Here is a 14831-nt window from a genome sequence, read left to right as displayed (position 1 = left end):
CTCCCCATGAAACTCACCGTGGTCGGCGCAGGCTCGACCTACACGCCCGAACTCGTCGACGGCTTCGCGCGCCTGCGGGACACGCTCCCCGTGGAGGAGCTGGTCCTCGTCGACCCGGCGGCCGGACGCCTGGAGCTGGTCGGCGGCCTGGCCCGGCGCATCCTCGCCCGGCAGGGCCACCCCGGCCGTGTCGTCACCACCTCCGACCTGGACGCGGGCGCCGACGGCGCCGACGCGGTCCTGCTGCAACTGCGCGTCGGCGGCCAGGCGGCCCGCGAGCAGGACGAGACCTGGCCCCTGGAGTGCGGCTGCGTCGGCCAGGAGACCACCGGCGCGGGCGGCCTGGCCAAGGCGCTGCGCACCGTCCCGGTGGTCCTGGACATCGCCGAACGGGTCCGCCGGACCAACCCCCGCGCCTGGATCATCGACTTCACCAACCCGGTCGGCGTCGTCACCCGCGCCCTGCTCCGGGCCGGCCACAAGGCGGTCGGGCTGTGCAACGTGGCGATCGGCTTCCAGCGCAGGTTCGCCGGAGCGCTCGGCGTCTCCCCGTCCGCAATCCACCTCGACCACCTGGGCCTCAACCACCTCACCTGGGAGACGGGGGTGCGCCTGGGCGGCCCCGAGGGCGAGGACGTCCTGCCGAAGCTGCTCTCCGACCACGGCGACACGATCGCCTCCGACCTCCACCTGCCCCGCGCCCTCCTGGACCGCCTGTCCGTAATCCCGTCCTATTACCTGCGCTACTACTACGCGCACGACGAGGTCGTACGGGAGCTGCGCACGCAGCCGTCCCGGGCGGCGCGGGTCGCGCGGATGGAGCGGGAACTGCTGCGGATGTACGGCGACCCGGCCCTGGACGAGAAGCCCGCGCTGCTGGCCCAGCGGGGCGGCGCCTACTACTCGGAGGCGGCGGTGGACCTGGCGGCGGCGCTGCTGACCGGGTCCGGCAGCCCCTACCAGGTGGTGAACACCCTCAACCGGGGCACACTGCCCTTCCTCCCGGACGACGCGGTGATCGAGGTCCAGGCGGCGGTGGACCCGCGGGGTGCCACCCCGCTGCCGGTCGCTCCCCCGGATCCGCTGTTCGCGGGCCTGATGGCGCACGTGACGGCCTACGAGGACCTGGCGCTGGAGGCGGCCCTGCGCGGCGGCCGCGACCGCGTCTTCCGGGCCCTGCTCGCCCACCCCCTGGTCGGCCAGTACGCGTACGCCGACACCCTCACCGACCGGCTGATCGCACACAACCGGGAGCACCTCGCGTGGGCCTGACCGCGAGCGTCCTCGCCATCGACGCGGGCAACAGCAAGACCGACGTCGCGGTGGTGGCGGCCGACGGGGAGGTCCTCGCCACGGCCCGCGGCGGCGGCTTCCGCCCGCCCACGGTGGGCGTCGGCCCGGCGCTGGACGCCCTCGCCGGCACGGTCACGCGCGCGTACGCGTCCGCCGGCGTCACCTCGGCGGCCCATGTCTCGGCCTGCCTGGCCAACGCCGACCTGCCGGTCGAGGAGGAACGGCTGACGGCTGCCCTGCGCGCACGCGCGTGGGGCTCGTCCGTCGAGGTCCGCAACGACACCTTCGCGATCCTGCGGGCGGGCGTGGCCGCGCCCCGGGGCGTGGCCGTCGTCTGCGGCGCCGGCATCAACTGCGTCGGCATGCGCCCCGACGGCCGCACCGCCCGCTTCCCCGCCCTCGGCCGCGTCTCCGGCGACTGGGGCGGCGGCTGGGGCCTGGCGGAGGAGGCCCTGTGGCACGCGGCCAGGGCGGAGGACGGCCGGGGCGGCCCGACGGCACTGGCCCACACCCTGCCGGCCCGCTTCGGACTGCCGTCCATGTACGCCCTGATCGAGGCCCTCCACCTCGGACACCTCCCCCCGGCCCGCCGCCACGAGCTGCCCCCCGTCCTCTTCGCCACGGCCGCCGACGGCGACCCGGTGGCCCGCACGATCGTCGACCGCCTGGCGGAGGAGGTGGTGACCATGGCGACGGTCGCCCTGACCCGCCTGGACCTGCTGGAGGAGGAGACGCCGGTGCTGCTGGGCGGGGGTGTCCTGACGGCGGGGCATGCACAACTGGACGACAGCGTGCGGGACTTGCTGGCATCGCGCGCCCCGAAGGCGGTGGCGCGGGTGGTACGGGAGAGGCCGGTACTGGGGGCGGCGCTGCTGGGGCTGGACCGGGTGGGGGCCGACCCCGCAGCGCAGGACAAGGTACGGGCGTACTTCGCGGGTTGACCGCGCGTGCCCCCGCGCGGGCCCGCGGCTCGCGAGGCCGTCACACGGAACCGAACACACACCCGCGGCGTACTCATAGGCAGGGGCGACTGCGATCTGATCAAGATCCAGTGAAGCCCGGTGCGCGGAACCGCCCCCAGCGGCGATACTTGCGCCGACAGATGACCATGGGGGAGGTCAGACACGTGGCACACCCGGCACCGACCAGCACCGCACCGCCGCCCGGCCGCCGGACGGCCTTCGCCGAGGGCGTCGACCAGGTGCGGGCCGCCGCCACCACCGAGCCGGGCCGCCTCCGGATCATCGGCGCCCTCCTCGCCCTCCTCGTCGTCGGCTTCGGCGCCGTCACGGCCTGGCAGACGGCCGACCGGGCGGCCGCCGCCGACGACGTACTCCACAAGAGCCAGCCGCTGAGCACGGCCGCCGCCGACATCTACCGCTCCCTCGCCGACGCCAACACCGCGGCGTCCAGCGGCTTCCTGGCGGGCGGCCAGGAGACGGCCGAGTCCCGCGAGCGCTATGAGGACGGCATCGACACGGCCGCCGCCAAACTCGTCACCGCGGCCAACAACTCCGACCCCGGCTCCCCCTCCGCGGCGGCCATCACGAAGCTGAACAAGCTGCTGCCGGAGTACAAGGGCCTGGTCGAGCGCGCTCGTACGTACAACCGGCAGGGCTTCCCGGTCGGCGGCGCCTACCTGCGGTACGCCAACCAGAAGATGCAGCAGGAGATGCTCCCGGCGGCCGAGGACCTCTACAAGAAGGAGAACCAGCGCCTGCGGGACGACTACGCGGACGCCACGCCCTACCCGTGGGCGGCGATCGCGCTGGGCGTCCTCGCGCTGGCCGCGCTCGCCTGGGCCCAGCACCGCACCTACCGCCGTACGCACCGTGTGCTCAACCACGGCCTGGTCGCGGCCACCGCGGCCGCCACCGTCGTCCTCCTCTGGCTCGTCATCGGCCACAGCGTGGCCCGGGCGAGCCTGTTCGAGTCCTACGACCACGGCGTCCGCTCGCTGAACGTCCTGCACGACGCCCGCATCGCCTCCCTCAAGGCCCGCGGCAACGAGAACCTCACCCTGGTGGCCCGCGGCGCCGAGACCGTGAAGGTCGGCGCCGAGACGGTCGACGCGTACGACCACGACTTCTCCGCGGACATGGGCGCCCTCGCCAAGGGCCTCTCCGAGGCGCGGCGGCTCGCCGACGACACCGCGGGCGGCCGGCCCCTCCAGCAGGCCGAGAGCAACATGGCGGAGTGGAAGAAGCGCCACACCGCGGCCCGCGCCCAGGACGACAACGGCAACTACGAGCAGGCGCTGGCCCTGGTGATCGGCGGCGAGGGCGCGACGGGCGAGTGCTTCGACAGCGTGGACGACAACCTGGCGAGCGCGCTGACGCACGAGCAGAACGAGTTCAGGAAGGCGGCCGGCGACGGTCTGGACGCGATGGGCGGCCTGCCGCTGGGCGCGGCCGTCCTCGCCGTCCTGGGCGCGGCCGGCGCGGTCCTCGGCATCGGCCGCAGGCTGTCGGAGTACCGGTGAAAGGGGGCGTACCGGTGGGAAGGGGTGTGACGATGCTCGCGCGACGGATACGGGCCGGCCTGAAGGGCTGGGGCGGAGTCGGTGCCATGGCCGTCGTCTGCGCCCTCGCGCTGGCCTTCGCACTGCTGCTGCCGTGGACCCAGTCCCAGGGCGACGGCAGCACCGGCGTCGGCGGCCCGGGAGTCGCCGACGGCACACCGGCGGCCGACTCCACGTGCGAGGCCCCCGAGAAGCAGACGCTGTCGCCGTCGGCCGCGGACGGTCCGACGATCGCCGCGATCAAGGCCCGGCAGGGCGAGAAGCGCAAGCTGATCGTCGGCGTCGACCAGAACAGCTACCGCTGGGGCTACCGCGACCCCAACACCACCGGCGCCGCCCTGGAGGGCTTCGACATCGACCTGGTGCGCCGGATCGCCCAGGACATCCTCGGCGACCCCGACGCGGTGCAGTTCAAGGCGATCCCGACCAACCAGCGCATCCCGGCGATCCAGGAGGGCCGGGTCGACATGGTCGTGCGCACGATGACGATCACCTGCGACCGCATCAAGGACGTCGCCTTCTCCGCCCCGTACTTCAGGACGGGTCAGACGGTCCTCGCGCCCAAGTCCTCGACGATCACCGGCTACAACGGCACGCTGGCCAAGAAGAAGGTCTGCACGGCGACCGGTTCGACGGCCAACACCCAGCTGACCGGCGACCGCGAGAGCGGCAGGCTGCCCGCCACCACCGACATCTCCGCCACGGTGCCCAACCAGCTGGACTGCCTGGTGCGGTTGCAGCTCGGCGAGGCCGACGCGGTCGTCACCGACGGCGCGCTGGCGGCGAGCCAGGCCGCCCAGGATCCCACGGTGGAGCTCAAGGGCAGCCCGTTCACGACCGAGTACTACGGAGTGGCGATGAAGAAGGACGCCGACGATCTGGTACGCCGGGTCAACCAGATCCTGGTGCAGTACCGGGCCGACGGCTGGCAGGCGTCGTACGACAGGTGGCTGTCGGCGACACTGGGTGAGAACGCGGCGACCTCGACACCGCCCGCGCCGCAGTACCTGCGCACGAGGTGACGGACCGACGGACAGACGGCGGACCGCGCGAGAGACCGACACAGCAGCGAGAGGTGATCGATGGGCGTCACGGGACCCCCCGGGCCGGTAATGGACCGGGACGAGGTGGACCGTGCGCTGGCGCGGCTCGGCCAGGAACACGAGGCGATCGAGACCTCGCTGCTGGCCCTCCAGGACCACGCGGGCCGCAGGCTCCTCGAGGGTGCCGACCTCACCGGCGTCACCAGGGAACGCTGGGCGGACACGGAGGCGTCGATCACGCTGCTGTGGGCGTATTTCGACGCCTACACGGACGCGTTGCGCTCGGCCCGGGGGATCCGCTCGCGGCGCCGCTGGTCCAGCCGTGAGGACCTGGTGGAGCTGACGGAACTGCTGCGCGGCGAGTCCGTCACGGTCGCCGGTTCGGCGCTCGCGGGCGCGCCCGCGCCGCACGGCTCGGGCCGGCTCAGCCAGAGCCTCTCGCTCACCGGGCTGGTCGACCGGATGAACGAGCTGTACGCCTCGTCGCTGGACATGGTCGTCGCCGCCGACGCGGTGTGGTCGGCGCTGCCCGCCCGGATCGATTTACTCGCCGCGGAACTCCAGCGCACCCGGCAGCTCGCGCACTCCGTCGGCGTACGCCCGGGTGAGCACCCGGCGGGCGATGACCTGGAGCGCATCACGCGCACCCTGACCCGGCTGCGCGAGCAGGTGGTGTCCGACCCGCTGGCGTTCTGGGTGCCCGCGCAGGGCAGTTCGGCGCCGGGCGGCGGCCGCCCCGACACCACGGTCTACGACCGTGAGGCGCGCGCCCTGGAGGAGGTGCGCCGCGAGATCGACGCGGTCCTGACGGTCCGCCAGGACGCCGAGAAGCGCCTGGTGAGACTGCGGGACGTGCTCAGCCGCGCGGACCGCACGCTCGCCGAGGCGAGGACGGCGCGCGGCGAGGTGCTCGCGAAGATCGCGGCGACGGAGGTGCCGGTCGTCAGCGGCCCGCCCACCGCGCTCCAGGAGCAGCTGGCGACGGCCGCCGAGTACCGCCGGCAGGCCCAGTGGCACCGGCTGTCCCCGCTGCTGGAGTCCCTGGAGCAGAAGGCGGAGGACGAACTGCTGCGCGCCCGCGAGTCCTTGACCGCGGTCACCGCGCCGCTGGCGGTCCGCGCCGAGCTGCGCGGCCGCCTCGACGCCTACAAGGCGAAGGTCGCCCGGCACGGCCTCGCGGAGGACCCGCTGCTCGTCGAGCGGTACGACGCGGCCCGTCGCATGCTGTGGAGCGCGCCCTGCGACCTGCGCGTCGCCGAACAGGCCGTCCTGCGCTACCAGCAGGCGGCCGCCGAACTGCTCACCGCGCCACGGGTGTCGGAGCAGGGCGGTCCTCAGGACCACAGGGGGGAGTCGAGGTCATGAGTCAGGCAGGGCAGCCGTGCCAGCGGCCGGGCTGTGACGGGTCGTACGAGGACGTGGGCGGTGGTGAGCTGTACTGCGACACCTGTGGCCTGGCCCCGGTCGTCGCGGCTGGGGGTCCCTCCTCTGGGGGAGGGCTGGTCGGCTCGCTCCCCACCGGGGTGACCGGTGGCGGCAGGGGCTCGGCGGGCAGCGGCGGTTCACGTCCCAGCGGGCGCAGCGCCCGCAGCTCGCGCACGTCCTCGCAGTCGTCGAAGTCGCGCCGCTCGGTGTCGGGACGCCTCTCCCGCTCGCTGTCGGGCACGTCGACGGGCCGCTCGGTGTCGGTGCGCAGCTCCGGCTCGACGGCCGGCTCCTCCGGGCGCGCCCGGCTGGGCGTGGGTCTGGTCACGGTGCCGCAGGTACCGAAGCCCGACCCGCGCGCGATGGTCCTCGACAACCCCGAGGTGCCCGAGCGCAAGCGGTTCTGCTCGCGCTCCGACTGCGGTGCGCCGGTGGGCCGTTCCCGTGGTGACCGGCCGGGGCGCACGGAGGGTTTCTGCACCAAGTGCGGCCACCCGTACTCCTTCGTCCCCAAGCTGAAGACCGGCGACGTCGTCCACGGCCAGTACGAGGTCGCGGGCTGTCTGGCGCACGGCGGACTCGGCTGGATCTACCTGGCCGTGGACCGCGCGGTCTCCGACCGCTGGGTGGTCCTCAAGGGCCTCCTCGACACCGGCGACCAGGACGCGATGGCCGCGGCCATCTCCGAACGGCGTTTCCTCGCCGAGATCGAGCACGCCAACATCGTGCGGATCTACAACTTCGTCGAACACCTCGACCAGCGCACCGGCTCGCTCGACGGCTACATCGTCATGGAGTACGTCGGCGGCAAGTCCCTGAAGGAGATCGCCAACGCCCGCCGCACGCCCGAGGGCAAGCGGGACCCGCTGCCGGTGGAGCAGGCGTGCGCGTACGGCATCGAGGCCCTGGAGGCGCTCGGTCATCTGCACAGCCGCAACCTGCTGTACTGCGACTTCAAGGTCGACAACGCGATCCAGACCGAGGACCAGCTCAAGCTGATCGACATGGGCGCGGTGCGCCGGATGGACGACGACGAGTCGGCCATCTACGGCACGGTCGGCTACCAGGCGCCGGAGGTCGCGGAGGTCGGCCCGTCGGTGGCCAGCGACCTCTACACGGTCGGCCGCACCCTCGCCGTCCTCACCTTCGACTTCCAGGGCTACACCACCGCTTACGTCGATTCGCTGCCCGACCCGGACACCATCGAGGTCTTCCGCCGGTACGAGTCCTTCTACCGGCTCCTGGTCCGCGCCACCGACCCCGACCCGGCCCGCCGGTTCGCCTCCGCGCAGGAGATGGCGGAGCAGCTGACGGGCGTGCTGCGCGAGGTCGTCTCGCTGCAGAGCGGACGGGCGCGGCCCGCGCTGTCGACGCTGTTCGGGCCCGAGGTGAAGGTCACCGACACGGAGTTGTTCCCCCGGCTGGACGGGGAGGTGTCGCGGCTGGGAGCACGGCCGGTCAGGGCGCCCCGGGCGACGGCCGGCGCGGGTGTCCCCACGCCGGCCGTCGCCACCGCCGGGCTGGTCAGGCCCGTCAACGCCCCCGCCGCCGCCCTCGCGCTGCCCGTTCCGCACGTCGACCCGGGCGATCCCAACGCCGGTTTCCTGGCGGGCCTGTTGGCGTCCGCGCCGACCGAGCTGATCACCGCGCTCGCGGCCGCGCCCGCGCCCTCGGTCGAGACCCGGCTGCGGCAGGTGCGCGCCTGGCTGGAGCACGGCGACTCCGACGCCGCCCTCATGTCCCTGACCAAGCTGGAGGGCGAACGGCCCGACGACTGGCGGGTCGTGTGGTACCGGGGCGTGGCCGCGCTGGTGACCGGCGACGAGGAGGGCGCCGCGCTCGCCTTCGACGCGATCTACGACGCCTTCCCGGGTGAGCCCGCGCCCAAGCTGGCGCTCGGCCTGTGCGCGGAGGTGCTGGGCCAGTTGGACAACGCGGCCGAGTACTACCGGCTGGTGTGGTCGACCGACCCGAGCTATGTCAGCGCCGCATTCGGTCTGGCCCGCGTCCAGTTCGCGGCCGGCGACCGCAGAAGCGCCGTACGGACGCTGGAGTCGGTGCCGGAGTCGTCCATCCACTACACCGGCGCCCGGGTCGCGGCCGTCCGCGCCCGGCTCCGGCAGCGGACGGCGGCCGCCTCCGACGTACCCTTCCTGGAGGACCTCACCGCGGCCGCGGCGCAGGTCGAGGCCCTGGACGCGTACGGGCTGGACGCGACGCGACGCGAGCAACTGTCCGCGGAGGTCCTCGGCAGCGCCCTGGACTGGATACTCTCCGGTGGCCACGGCGTCGTCCCCGGCACCCGGCGGGTGCTGCTCGGCAGCGACCTGGACGAGCGGGGGCTCCGCTTCGGACTGGAGCGTTCGTACCGCACGCTGGCCCGGCTGGCGACCGGCGGTGAGGAGAGGATCGACCTGGTGGAACGTGCCAATCGTTACCGCCCCCGGACGTGGGTGTAGTTGATGTCCCAGATGCCCCGGCAGGCCGCCCTGCCGACGTGTCCGAGCTGCGCGGAGCCGCTCGACGCGGGTGACCGTTTCTGCGGAGCGTGCGGATACGACCTGTCCGCCGTCCCGCCCCACCCGCACGACCACCCGACCCTCACGATGAACGGCTCGGGCCCGACACCGGGCCCGCAGACCCGGGGTGCGCCCCCGTGGGGCCAGCACATCAGCACCGCACCGCCTCCGGGGGTGGGCATGAGCGGCGCCGTCCCGCCCGGCGCGGGCATGAGCGGCGCCACGGCGCCCGGCCCGGGCTTCGGCGGCACGCCGGCTCCGGGCGTGAGCGGTGGCCCCACGGCCGGCGCGGGCTTCGGCGGCACGCCGGTTCCGGGCGCGGGCCCGGGCGGCGCTGTCGCGCCCGGCGCGGGCATGAGCGGTGCTCCCGCACCCGGCGCGGGCTTCGGTGGTACGCCGTCAGCCGGAGCGGGCGTAAGCGGTGGCCCCGCGCCGGCCCCGGGTTTCGGCGGCACGCCGACTGCGGGTGCCGGCATGAGCGGCGCCCTCACGCCCGGTCCGGGACTCGGCGGTACGCCGTCCCCGGCGCCCGGCGGGAGCGGTGTGCCTCTTCCCCCTGCTGCTCCGCCGGTGCCGCCCGCGGCGGCGGCCCATGTTCCGCCGGGTGGCGGTTCCGTACCGCCGGGTGGTGAGCCCGTACCTCCGGGCGGTCCCGTGTCCCCCGGCGCGCCCGGGGCTCCCGTGCCTCCTGGTGGTGGGCCTGTGCCCCCCGGTACCCCGGCCGTTCCCCCTTCCCCCGCACCCCCCGCCCCCGGCGTTCGTTTCGACCGGCCGGCGGAGCCCGAGGAGTATCCGTTGCAGGCGCCCGACCCCCGGGTGGCCGCCGAGGCCGCCGCGGTATCCGAGAGCGGCAAGGTGTGCGTGGCCTGCCGCGCGGGCCGGGTCGACGACGACGGTTACTGCGAGAACTGCGGGCACGCCCAGCCCCGCGAACGCGACCACATGGAGCAGGAGTCGGGCCCCGTCGCCGCCGTCAGCGACCGCGGCCTGCGCCACCACCGCAACGAGGACGCCTTCGGCATCGGCCACACCGCGCTGCCCGACGGCTCGCCCGCGCTCGTGGCGATCGTCTGCGACGGCGTCTCCTCCGCGACCCGGCCGGACGACGCCTCGCTCGCCGCGTCCCGGGCGGCGAGCCGGTCGCTGCTGACGGCCCTGCCGCAGGGCACGCACCCGCAGCAGGCCATGCACGACGCGATCGTCGCCGCCTCGCACGCGGTGAACGCCCTCGCCGAGGAGCCGGCCACGGCCCGCGAACACGCCCCGCACCAGAACGCCCCCGCCTGCACCCTCGTCGGCGCGGTCGTCACCGCCGGCCTGCTGGTCGTCGGCTGGGTCGGCGACAGCCGCGTCTACTGGGTCCCGGCGGACCGCAGCTCACCCCCGGCCCGGCTCACCGAGGACGACTCCTGGGCCGCCCAGATGGTCGCCGCGGGCCTGATGAGCGAGGCGGAGGCCTACGCCGACGACCGCGCCCACGCGATCACCGGCTGGCTCGGCGCCGACGCCTACGAACTGGAGCCGCACACCACCTCCTTCAAGCCGGACCGCCCCGGCGCGGTGGTCGTGTGCACCGACGGCCTGTGGAACTACGCCGAGGGGGCCGAGGAGATGGCCGAGGCACTCCCCCTCGACGCCGCCGTACGCCCCCTGCACGGCGCCCGGGTGCTCGTCGGGCACGCCCTGGACGGCGGCGGGCACGACAACGTAACAGTGGCGGTCCTGCCGTTCCCCGCCCCCGCGCAGGGGGCAGGATCGGCCTGAGGCCGCGCGCAGCGCCTCGCACGCTTCGCACACGTCGTGCACGGGGAAGCAGCGGCGGACCGGAGGGGACCGGTCCGCCCACCGTCATCACCCCACGACCGTGGGGTTCCTAGGGGGATGTGAGTAGGCATGGCCAATTTCTCGAAGTCGAACGTGCCGCAGTTCTCGGTGGACGTCTACCAGAACGAGTACCTGCCGGAAGGCGGCCGCGAGGTCAACGCGATCGTGACGGTCACCGCCACCGGGGGCGGCACCGTCGGCAGCGCCGTCGCGGCACCGCACCTCTACTCGCCGGGCCAGGGCCCGTCCGCCGCCGTTGCGATCATGGTCGACTGCTCGGGTTCGATGGACTACCCGCCCACCAAGATGCGCAACGCGCGGGACGCCACGGCCGCCGCCATCGACACCCTGCGCGACGGCGTGCACTTCGCGGTGATCGGCGGCACGCACGTGGCCAAGGAGGTCTACCCGGGCGGCGGGCGCCTCGCGGTCGCCGACGCCACCACCCGCGAGCAGGCCAAGCAGGCGCTGCGCCGGCTCAGCGCGGGCGGCGGCACGGCGATCGGGACCTGGCTGCGCCTGGCCGACCGGCTGCTGGCCACCGCCGACGTCGCCATCCGGCACGGCATCCTGCTCACCGACGGCCGCAACGAGCACGAGTCGCCGCAGGACCTCAAGGCCTCCCTGGACTCCTGCGCCGGCCGTTTCACCTGTGACGCCCGCGGCGTGGGCACCGACTGGGAAGTGAAAGAAGTCACAGGGATAGCCTCCGCCCTGCTCGGCACCGCCGACATCGTCGCCGACCCGGCCGGCCTCGCCGCCGACTTCACGCAGATGATGGAGACGGCGATGGGCAAGGAGGTCGCGGACGTCGCCCTCCGGCTGTGGACCCCGGTGGGCACCAGCATCAAGTTCGTCAAGCAAGTCGCTCCGACCGTCGAGGAGTTGACCGAGCGGCGCACCGAGTCCGGGCCGCGTTCCGGGGACTACCCGACCGGCTCCTGGGGCGACGAGTCCCGCGACTACCACGTGTGCGTGGAGGTCCCGGCCGCCCACATCGGGCAGGAGATGCTGGCCGCCCGGGTCTCGCTGGTGATCCCGGAGCCCGGGGGCACGGTCCAGAACCTGGGCGCCCAGGGGCTGATACGGGCCGTGTGGACCGACGACATGGCCGCCTCCACCTCGCTCAATCCTCAGGTCGCGCACTACACAGGGCAGGCCGAACTGGCCCAGGTCATCCAACAAGGCCTCGATCTCCGCAAAGCGGGCGATATGGATGGAGCAACGGCCAAACTGGGCCGGGCCGTGCAGCTCGCGAGCGCCTCGGGAAACGCGGATACTGCGAAACTGCTTGCGAAGGTGGTGGACGTGGTCGATGCCACGACAGGTACTGTGCGATTGAAGGCCAAGGTCGCGGAGGCGGACGAGATGACCCTCGAGACCCGGTCCACAAAGACTGTTCGTGTAAAGAAGTGACCTAGTAGGACCCTAGTAGGACACCGAAGGAAAGGGGGACGCGCCGACATGCCGACCTGCCCGAACGGACACCAGTCGGGTTCCGACGACTGGTGCGAGGTCTGCGGTCACCGCATGGCCGGTGCCGTACCGCCGCCCCCTCCCCCGCCGCCGACGGCCGGCGGCGGGTACGGCTTCCCGCCGCCCCCGCCCGGCCCGGGCGGCCGTCCCGACGGCCGTCATCCGTCCGCGGCACCGAACGCCGAGCCCGAGCTGTGCCCGCAGTGCCGTACGCCCCGTGAGGGCGGTGCGCCGTTCTGCGAGGAGTGCCGGTGGAACTTCCTGACCAACACGGCGACCTCGTACACCCCGGCCGCCCCGCGCCCGGTGCCCCCGGGGCCCGGTGGTCCCGGCGCGGGTCCGGGGGGTCCCGGTGGTCCGGGTGCGGGTTCCGGTGGTCCGGGTGGCCCCGGTGCGCGGTTCCAGCCGCCCCCGTCGTTCGGCGGCAGCGACTCCTTCGACTACCAGAGCTCCCGTCCCTCCCAGGTGAACCGCCCGGCCGAGCCCATCCCGCCGGGCCCGCCCTTCGGCGGTGATCCGTCGCGGCCTTCGGGTCCGGGCGGCGCGCAGCAGCCGTTCGGGCGTGAGCCGGGCGGTCCGGGCGGTGGCCAGCCGTTCGGGCGTGAGCCCTCGGGGCCGGGTGGTCCTGGCGGTCCCGGCGCCGGCCCGTCCGGTGGTGCCTTCGGGCGTGAGCCGTCGGGTGCGCCCGGCGACCCCTTCGGGCGGGGCCCGTCCTCCGGCCCGTCCGGGGACCCCTTCCGGCGTGAGCCGTCCGGTCAGCCCGCCCCGCCCTTCGGGCACGAGCCCTCCGGTCCCGGCGGCCGGCCTCCCGGCCGGCCGGGCGCCGGTCCCTCGGGGCACGGCGGCCCGGGTGGTCCCGGTGGCCCCTCCGGTTTCGGCGCCGACCCCTCGCGTCCGGTCCCGCCGCCCGGCGGCACGGCGCCCGGCGCCCCGCAGGCCTTCCAGCCGTCCGGTCCGCCCGCCCCGCCCCGCTACCCGCAGGAGACCGGCCGCCCCCAGCCGGGCGGTCCCCCCGGCGGCTTCGGGGGCGACGACGACTGGGTGATCTCCCCGCCGTCGCACAACGCCCCCGGTGGGCCCGGCGGTCCCGGCGGCGGCCAGGGCGGCGGTTACGGCCATCCGCAGACCGGTGCCACCCAGGCGCCGCCCCCGCCCGGCCCGGCATTCCCGCAGCAGCCGGCGACCTGGACGGCGACGATCGGCCCGGACCGCGAGTACTTCATGGCGATGATGCAGCGCTCCGGTCCCGAGGCCGCGGGCCTGAACCTGCCCGCGTACTCGCCGGAGCAGCAGCGCACGCTGACCGGCAACCAGATCACCATCGGCCGCCGCCGCCACTCCACCGGCGAGACCCCCGACATCGACCTGTCGGTGCCGCCGGAGGACCCGGGCGTCTCGCACCAGCACGCCGTGCTGGTGCAGCAACCGGACGGCAGCTGGGCGGTCGTCGACCAGAACTCGACGAACGGCACGACGGTCAACGGCTCGGACGAACCGATCCAGCCCTTCGTGCCGGTCCCGCTGCGGGACGGCGACCGGGTCCACGTCGGCGCGTGGACGACGATCACGATCCGACGGGGCTGATTCCGGCGCCGTCGATCGCCATCAGGATCGGCGTCCGGACGATCGGTGGCGGCAGGACCATCGGAGTCACGGCGATCGGCGTCAGGAGGGGTGTCACGGGAGGGGCCAGGCGTACGGCCCCTCCGGCTCGTCCAGCCACGCCCACGCGTGCTCGCCGCCGACGGTGATGCCGTACCGCTCCCGTCCGGGCCGGCCCTCGCGCTCCCACAGGGCGTGCGCCTCCTGTGGCTCGAGGATCCCGCGGGTCAGGGCGAGCAGGAAACGGAACAGGTCGCTTCCCCTGGCCTCCTGCGGCACTCCGCCCAGCGCCACCGGCTCCGGCTCGTGCCGCTCCGCCCCGCGCAGCGGCACGAAGAACGCCGCGGTCTCCAGGAAGTTCCCCTCGGCGTGCCCGGCGTCGCGTACCGTCAGCGCGGCCAGGCCGGTGGCCAGCGGCGTCAGGATGCGCCCGCCCAGGCGGCACTGGGCGAGCCAGGCACGCGGGACGGACGCGAGCTGGCAGGTCGCGATGATCCGGTCGAAGGGCGCGCGCTCCGGCACCCCGCGCGCCCCGTCCCCGGTGACGACGGCGGGGTGGTACCCGGCGTCGGCGAGATGCCGTCGGGCCGCCTCGGTGATCTCCGGATCGAGGTCCACGGTGGTGACCTGCTCGTCGCCCAGCCGGTACGACAGCAGCGCCGCGTTGTAGCCGGTGCCGGCGCCGATCTCCAGGACCCGGTCGCCCTGCCGCACCCGCAGTTCGGCCAGCATCAGCGCCATCAGCGAGGGCTGGCTGCTGGAGGAGAGCAGTTCACCGTCGCGCAGCCGCGTCGCCAGCGGGGCGTCCTCGTACGCACCGCTCACCCAGCGCTCCCGCACGAGCGGGTCGGCGCTCTCCCCCCAGAGCCGCTCGTAGCCGCCGGCTCCGCTCACGTAGTAGTACGGCACGAAGAGGTGGCGCGGTACGGCGGCGAAGGCCTCCTTCCACGCCGGATCGGCGGCGAACGCCCCGCTCTCCCCGATCTCCCGCACCAGCGCCGCCCTCGCCGAGGCGGCGAGTTCCGCGAGGTCCTTGTCGTCCCGGTCGAGCTCGTGCGTGCCCATGTCTCCACTGTGCTGCGGGTCACCTCGGGAGGCGAGCGCCGCGGCTCATCCGGGGAAACCCGG

General features: G+C 74.3%; 10 protein-coding genes. 9 read left to right on the top strand and 1 reads right to left on the bottom strand.

Annotated features, from left to right (window positions below; genetic code table 11):
• Positions 1-6: 6 nt before the first annotated feature.
• The 9 genes from ACIBBD_RS14565 to ACIBBD_RS14525 all read left to right on the top strand — a co-directional run bounded on the left by ACIBBD_RS14565 (position 7) and on the right by ACIBBD_RS14525 (position 13685).
• The gene (locus tag ACIBBD_RS14565; RefSeq protein ID WP_399419714.1) at positions 7-1272 is read left to right on the top strand and encodes a 6-phospho-beta-glucosidase; all 1266 of its coding nucleotides are present in this window, start codon (positions 7-9) and stop codon (positions 1270-1272) included.
• Positions 1263-2234 carry an N-acetylglucosamine kinase gene (locus tag ACIBBD_RS14560; protein ID WP_399419713.1) on the top strand — a complete coding sequence of 324 codons (972 nt, stop codon included), beginning with the start codon at positions 1263-1265 and terminating at the stop codon, positions 2232-2234. The genes ACIBBD_RS14565 and ACIBBD_RS14560 overlap by 10 nt, the downstream gene beginning before the upstream one ends.
• Positions 2235-2419: 185 nt before the next feature.
• The gene (locus tag ACIBBD_RS14555) at positions 2420-3775 is read left to right on the top strand and encodes a hypothetical protein (protein ID WP_399419712.1); all 1356 of its coding nucleotides are present in this window, start codon (positions 2420-2422) and stop codon (positions 3773-3775) included.
• Positions 3776-3807: 32 nt separating this feature from the next.
• On the top strand, positions 3808-4836 hold the full coding sequence (locus ACIBBD_RS14550) for a glutamate ABC transporter substrate-binding protein (RefSeq protein WP_399419711.1): 1029 nt from the start codon (positions 3808-3810) through the stop codon (positions 4834-4836).
• A 60-nt stretch (positions 4837-4896) separates the two neighbouring features.
• A complete protein-coding gene (locus tag ACIBBD_RS14545) occupies positions 4897-6222 on the top strand; it encodes a hypothetical protein (RefSeq protein ID WP_399419710.1) in 1326 nt (441 codons plus the stop codon).
• Entirely contained in the window at positions 6219-8741 is a 2523-nt protein-coding gene (locus ACIBBD_RS14540) for a tetratricopeptide repeat protein (RefSeq protein ID WP_399419709.1), read from the top strand. Before ACIBBD_RS14545 ends, ACIBBD_RS14540 begins: the two co-directional genes overlap by 4 nt.
• Before the next feature lie 534 nt (positions 8742-9275).
• Positions 9276-10565, top strand: a complete 1290-nt coding sequence (locus ACIBBD_RS14535; protein WP_399419818.1) for a PP2C family protein-serine/threonine phosphatase — start codon at positions 9276-9278, stop codon at positions 10563-10565.
• A 129-nt stretch (positions 10566-10694) separates the two neighbouring features.
• The gene (locus ACIBBD_RS14530) at positions 10695-12041 is read left to right on the top strand and encodes a VWA domain-containing protein (protein ID WP_399419708.1); all 1347 of its coding nucleotides are present in this window, start codon (positions 10695-10697) and stop codon (positions 12039-12041) included.
• A 48-nt stretch (positions 12042-12089) separates the two neighbouring features.
• Positions 12090-13685, top strand: coding sequence for an FHA domain-containing protein (locus tag ACIBBD_RS14525; protein WP_399419707.1), 1596 nt, complete (start codon positions 12090-12092; stop codon positions 13683-13685).
• Positions 13686-13778: 93 nt separating this feature from the next.
• Here ACIBBD_RS14525 and ACIBBD_RS14520 read toward each other — a convergent pair whose 3' ends face one another.
• Positions 13779-14768: a methyltransferase domain-containing protein gene (locus ACIBBD_RS14520; protein ID WP_399419706.1), complete on the bottom strand. Its 990-nt coding sequence runs from the start codon at positions 14766-14768 to the stop codon at positions 13779-13781.
• Positions 14769-14831 lie beyond the last annotated feature (63 nt).

The sequence above is a fragment of the Streptomyces sp. NPDC051315 genome (genome assembly GCF_044455165.1).
Lineage (GTDB): Bacteria > Actinomycetota > Actinomycetes > Streptomycetales > Streptomycetaceae > Streptomyces.
The sequence above is the reverse complement of the archived record's forward strand: the minus strand, read 5'-3'. Positions and strand labels throughout refer to the sequence as shown.